The following is a 5,721-nucleotide window of genomic DNA, read 5'->3' as shown; positions in this document are numbered from 1 at the left end:
AATTGAAGCTGGATGATCTTTAAAAATAATTATAAACAATTTATAAAGTAATCTTTATAAACCGAATATAGAATTCTTGTAGAATAATCTGTTGTTTATTACAGATGTAAAATAAGAATAAATGTTAATATAAAATATATATACATATAACAAGATAGAAATGGTAAAACATGAAATTCTTGTCTATACAATGAGTGATAATTTTGTAATTAGTAAAATAATACAGAAGAAGTCAAGTTCAAAAACTTCATTTATGGAGAGTTTGATCCTGGCTCAGAGTGAACGCTGGCGGCGTGCTTAACACATGCAAGTCGAACGAGAACGGATTATAGCTTGCTATAATTGTCAGCTAAGTGGCGCACGGGTGAGTAATATATAGGTAATGTGCCCTAGAGAAGAGGATAACAGTTGGAAACGACTGCTAAGACTCTATATGCCTTTAAGACAGAAGTCTGCAAGGGAAATATTTATAGCTCTAGGATCAGCCTGTACAGTATCAGTTAGTTGGTGAGGTAATGGCTCACCAAGACAATGACACTTAACTGGTTTGAGAGGATGATCAGTCACACTGGAACTGAGACACGGTCCAGACTCCTACGGGAGGCAGCAGTGGGGAATATTGCACAATGGACGAAAGTCTGATGCAGCAACGCCGCGTGGAGGATGACACATTTCGGTGCGTAAACTCCTTTTATATGGGAAGATAATGACGGTACCATATGAATAAGCACCGGCTAACTCCGTGCCAGCAGCCGCGGTAATACGGAGGGTGCAAGCGTTACTCGGAATCACTGGGCGTAAAGAGCGTGTAGGCGGATATATAAGTCAGAAGTGAAATCCAATAGCTTAACTATTGAACTGCTTTTGAAACTGTATATCTAGAATGTGGGAGAGGTAGATGGAATTTCTGGTGTAGGGGTAAAATCCGTAGAGATCAGAAGGAATACCGATTGCGAAGGCGATCTACTGGAACATTATTGACGCTGAGACGCGAAAGCGTGGGGAGCAAACAGGATTAGATACCCTGGTAGTCCACGCCCTAAACGATGCACACTAGTTGTTGTGAGGCTAGACCTTGCAGTAATGCAGTTAACACATTAAGTGTGCCGCCTGGGGAGTACGGTCGCAAGATTAAAACTCAAAGGAATAGACGGGGACCCGCACAAGCGGTGGAGCATGTGGTTTAATTCGACGATACACGAAGAACCTTACCTGGACTTGACATAGTAAGAACTTTCTAGAGATAGATTGGTGTCTGCTTGCAGAAACTTATATACAGGTGCTGCACGGCTGTCGTCAGCTCGTGTCGTGAGATGTTGGGTTAAGTCCCGCAACGAGCGCAACCCTCGTCATTAGTTGCTAACAGTTCGGCTGAGAACTCTAATGAGACTGCCTACGTAAGTAGGAGGAAGGTGAGGACGACGTCAAGTCATCATGGCCCTTACGTCCAGGGCTACACACGTGCTACAATGGGGTATACAAAGAGCCGCAATACAGTGATGTGGAGCAAATCTCAAAAATATCTCCCAGTTCGGATTGTAGTCTGCAACTCGACTACATGAAGTTGGAATCGCTAGTAATCGTAGATCAGCTATGCTACGGTGAATACGTTCCCGGGTCTTGTACTCACCGCCCGTCACACCATGGGAGTTGAACTCATTCGAAGCGGGGATGCTAAAATAGCTACCTTCCACAGTGGATTTAGCGACTGGGGTGAAGTCGTAACAAGGTAACCGTAGGAGAACCTGCGGTTGGATCACCTCCTTTCAGAGAATTAAGTTAAGATTTGTTTCTTAACTTAAAACTAAAATATATAAGATTTTATATTCGGTTTATAAAGATTATTTAAAATAGGTTTAAGGGCCTATAGCTCAGCTGGCTAGAGCGCTCGACTGATAATCGTGAGGTCCCAGGTTCAAGTCCTGGTAGGCCCACCATTAAATAATCTTAAAGATTAGTCATCGAGTCCTAAAAAATATAATTTTTTGGGTAGATCAGTGTGGGGAATTAGCTCAGCTGGGAGAGCGCCTGCTTTGCACGCAGGAGGTCAGCGGTTCGATCCCGCTATTCTCCACCACCTTTAAATAATTAAGAGTTTATAATTAGAAGATTTAGTAAAAGTCAAATATAAGTTCAATAAAGAGAGATTGAATTTATATTTGATTTTCGAATCAAAGCTTTCAGATAAAACTGAAAATGATATTTAAAAATATAATGTTAAAGTCTTTAATTTTTTCGTTTAATTAAAAGAAGTATGAGAATTTATTCAAATATAACTAATAATTAAAAACAAAAATTTAATTATCTAGAAATAGATAGAACACAACTTATTTTATTAATGTAGAAGAGTTAATAATTAGATTTATTAATTTGGGATATGTTTAATAAGATAGTAGCCAAAGAATATTATCAAAAATGCGACAGAATTTAATTCTGTTTATTAATAAGCTATTAAGGGCTAATGGTGGATGCCTAGACTGTAAGAGGCGATGAAAGACGTATTAGGCTGCGATAAGCCTCGGGGAGCTGCCAAAGAGCTTTGATCCGGGGATTTCTGAATGGGGCAACCCAGCATAGTGAGAGCTATGTTACCCTACGGGGAGCTAACCTGGTGAAGTGAAACATCTCAGTAGCCAGAGGAAGAGAAATCAAACGAGATTCCGTCAGTAGCGGCGAGCGAAAGCGGATTAGGACAAACCCAATGCTTGCATTGGGGGTTGTAGGACCATAATGTGAGACTAAAGAAGATAGATGAAATACTTGGAAAAGTGTAGCATAGAAGGTGAAACTCCTGTAATTTAAATTTTCAATAGCTCTAATGGTATCCTGAGTAGGTCGGAACACGTGATATTTTGACTGAAACTGGGGGGACCACCCTCCAATCCTAAATACTACTTACAGATCGATAGTGAACAAGTACCGTGAGGGAAAGGTGAAAAGTACTCCAGCGAGGAGAGTGAAATAGAACCTGAAACCATTAGCTTACAATCATTCAGAGCCCTATGATTTATCAGGGTGATGGACTGCCTTTTGCATAATGAGCCTGCGAGTTGTGGTGTCTGGCAAGGTTAAGTCAAGTACGAAGCCGTAGCGAAAGCGAGTCTTAATAGGGCGAATTAGTCAGATGCTGCAGACCCGAAACGAAGTGATCTATCCATGAGCAGGTTGAAGCTGGTGTAAGAGCCAGTGGAGGACCGAACCCATAGGCGTTGAAAAGTCTCGGGATGACTTGTGGATAGGGGTGAAAGGCCAATCAAACTTCGTGATAGCTGGTTCTCTCCGAAATATATTTAGGTATAGCCTTGTGTTGTAGCATATAGGGGTAGAGCACTGAATGGGCTAGGGCTGCTTACCGCGGTACCAAACCCTATCAAACTATGAATACTATATGTGGAATCACAGGAGTCAGGCGATGGGTGATAAAATCCACCGTCGAGAGGGGAACAACCCAGACTAACAGCTAAGGTCCCTAAGTCACATCTAAGTGGAAAACGATGTGGAGTTACTGTGACAACCAGGAGGTTGGCTTAGAAGCAGCCATCCTTTAAAGAAAGCGTAACAGCTCACTGGTCTAGTGATTCTGCGCGGAAAATATAACGGGGCTAAGATGTGCACCGAAGCTTTAGATTCGAATTTATTCGAGTGGTAGGAGAGCGTTCTATTCAGCGTTGAAGATGTACCGGCAAGGAGCGTTGGAGCGGATAGAAGTGAGCATGCAGGCATGAGTAGCGATAATTGAGGTGAGAATCCTCAACGCCGAAAACCCAAGGTTTCCTACGCGATGCTCGTCATCGTAGGGTTAGTCGGGTCCTAAGTCGAGTCCGAAAGGGGTAGACGATGGCAAATTGATTAATATTTCAATACCAACATACAAGCGCGATGTGGGGACGCATAGAGTTAATCGAGCTCACTGATGGAATAGTGGGTCGAAGGACGTAGGTTGATACTTAGGCAAATCCGGGTATCATAAGACCGAGATCTTACAGGCTCTTGACACTCTTCGGAGGAGATGGAGAATCGATGATACTGTCGTGCCAAGAAAAGCCACTAAGTATATTGTATGTTGCCCGTACCGTAAACCGACACAGGTGGGTGGGATGAGTATTCTAAGGCGCGTGGAAGAACCCTGGTTAAGGAACTCTGCAAACTAGCACCGTATCTTCGGTATAAGGTGTGCCTACTTTGGTATATGGGCTTGCCCCAAAAAGCTAGAGAGGTTGCAACAAAGAGTCCCTCCCGACTGTTTACCAAAAACACAGCACTTTGCTAACACGTAAGTGGATGTATAAGGTGTGACGCCTGCCCGGTGCTCGAAGGTTAACTGATGATGTCAGCGCAAGCGAAGCATTTGATTGAAGCCCGAGTAAACGGCGGCCGTAACTATAACGGTCCTAAGGTAGCGAAATTCCTTGTCGGTTAAATACCGACCTGCATGAATGGCGTAACGAGATGGGAGCTGTCTCAACCAGGGATCCAGTGAAATTGTAGTGGAGGTGAAAATTCCTCCTACCCGCGGAAAGACGGAAAGACCCCGTGCACCTTTACTACAGCTTGACACTGTAGCTTGGATATTCATGTGCAGGATAGGTGGGAGGCTATGATATATGGACGCAAGTACATATGGAGCCATCCTTGAGATACCACCCTTGAATATTTGAGTTACTAACTGCGACGAGTTAACCTCGTTCAGGACAATGTCTGGTGGGTAGTTTGACTGGGGCGGTCGCCTCCTAAAAAGTAACGGAGGCTTACAAAGGTTAGTTCATGGCGGTTGGAAATCGCCAGTTGAGTATAATGGCATAAACTAGCTTGACTGTGAGACATACAAGTCGAACAGAGACGAAAGTCGGTCATAGTGATCCGGTGGTTCTGTGTGGAAGGGCCATCGCTCAAAGGATAAAAGGTACGCCGGGGATAACAGGCTGATCTCCCCCAAGAGCTCACATCGACGGGGAGGTTTGGCACCTCGATGTCGGCTCATCGCATCCTGGGGCTGAAGTAGGTCCCAAGGGTATGGCTGTTCGCCATTTAAAGCGGTACGCGAGCTGGGTTCAGAACGTCGTGAGACAGTTCGGTCCCTATCTTCCGTGGGCGTAGGAAAGTTGAAGAGATTTGTCCCTAGTACGAGAGGACCGGGATGAACGTACCACTGGTGTACCAATTGTTCTGCCAAGAGCATCGTTGGGTAGCTACGTACGGATGTGATAAGAGCTGAAAGCATCTAAGCTCGAAGCCAACTCTAAGATTAACTTTCCCTGAAGTTCCCAGCAAGACTAGCTGGTTGATAGGCTGGATGTGTAAGCGTTGTAAGACGTTTAGCTGACCAGTACTAATAGAACGTTCGGCTTATTTAAAACAATTCTTTGGTTTACTATCTTATTAAGTATATTACATATATTTTTAAGACACATGTGTTTTTTTTAGAAAAAGCAAAAGACTTTAACATTATTTTTTCTTAACTCTAGTTTGAGTTGAGTGCAAAGAGCATTACATATGATTTATCTTATGTTCCAATACTTTTTTCACTCAACTTTGCTGGTGGCCATAGAGAAGTGGAAATACCCAGTCCCATTCCGAACCTGGAAGTCAAGCACTTCATCGCCGATAATACTGCCGGGTCCCCTGGTGGAAACGTAGGCCGCTGCCAGCTCTTGAGTTTTTTTACAAAGCTTTTTCTTATTTGAACTTATTATTAGTTCTTTTAGGAAGAAGCTTTTTTTT

General features: G+C 43.3%; 2 tRNA genes and 3 rRNA genes. All 5 read left to right on the top strand.

Annotation, left to right across the window (positions count from 1 at the left end):
* Positions 1–250 precede the first annotated feature (250 nt).
* Positions 251–1,767, top strand: a 16S ribosomal RNA gene (locus B0174_RS11880).
* A 93-nt stretch (positions 1,768–1,860) separates the two neighbouring features.
* A tRNA-Ile gene (locus B0174_RS11875) sits at positions 1,861–1,937 on the top strand.
* Positions 1,938–2,001: 64 nt separating this feature from the next.
* A tRNA-Ala gene (locus tag B0174_RS11870) sits at positions 2,002–2,077 on the top strand.
* Positions 2,078–2,441: 364 nt separating this feature from the next.
* Positions 2,442–5,354, top strand: a 23S ribosomal RNA gene (locus tag B0174_RS11865).
* 180 nt (positions 5,355–5,534) lie between these two features.
* A 5S ribosomal RNA gene (gene rrf, locus B0174_RS11860) occupies positions 5,535–5,650 on the top strand.
* Together the 16S, 23S and 5S rRNA genes with 2 tRNA genes alongside form the textbook arrangement of a ribosomal RNA operon.
* Positions 5,651–5,721 lie beyond the last annotated feature (71 nt).

Source organism: Arcobacter caeni (genome assembly GCF_003063245.1).
Taxonomy (GTDB): Bacteria; Campylobacterota; Campylobacteria; order Campylobacterales; family Arcobacteraceae; genus Aliarcobacter; species Aliarcobacter caeni.
Note: the sequence above shows the minus strand (reverse complement) of the source record. Positions and strands in the feature narration are given on the sequence as shown.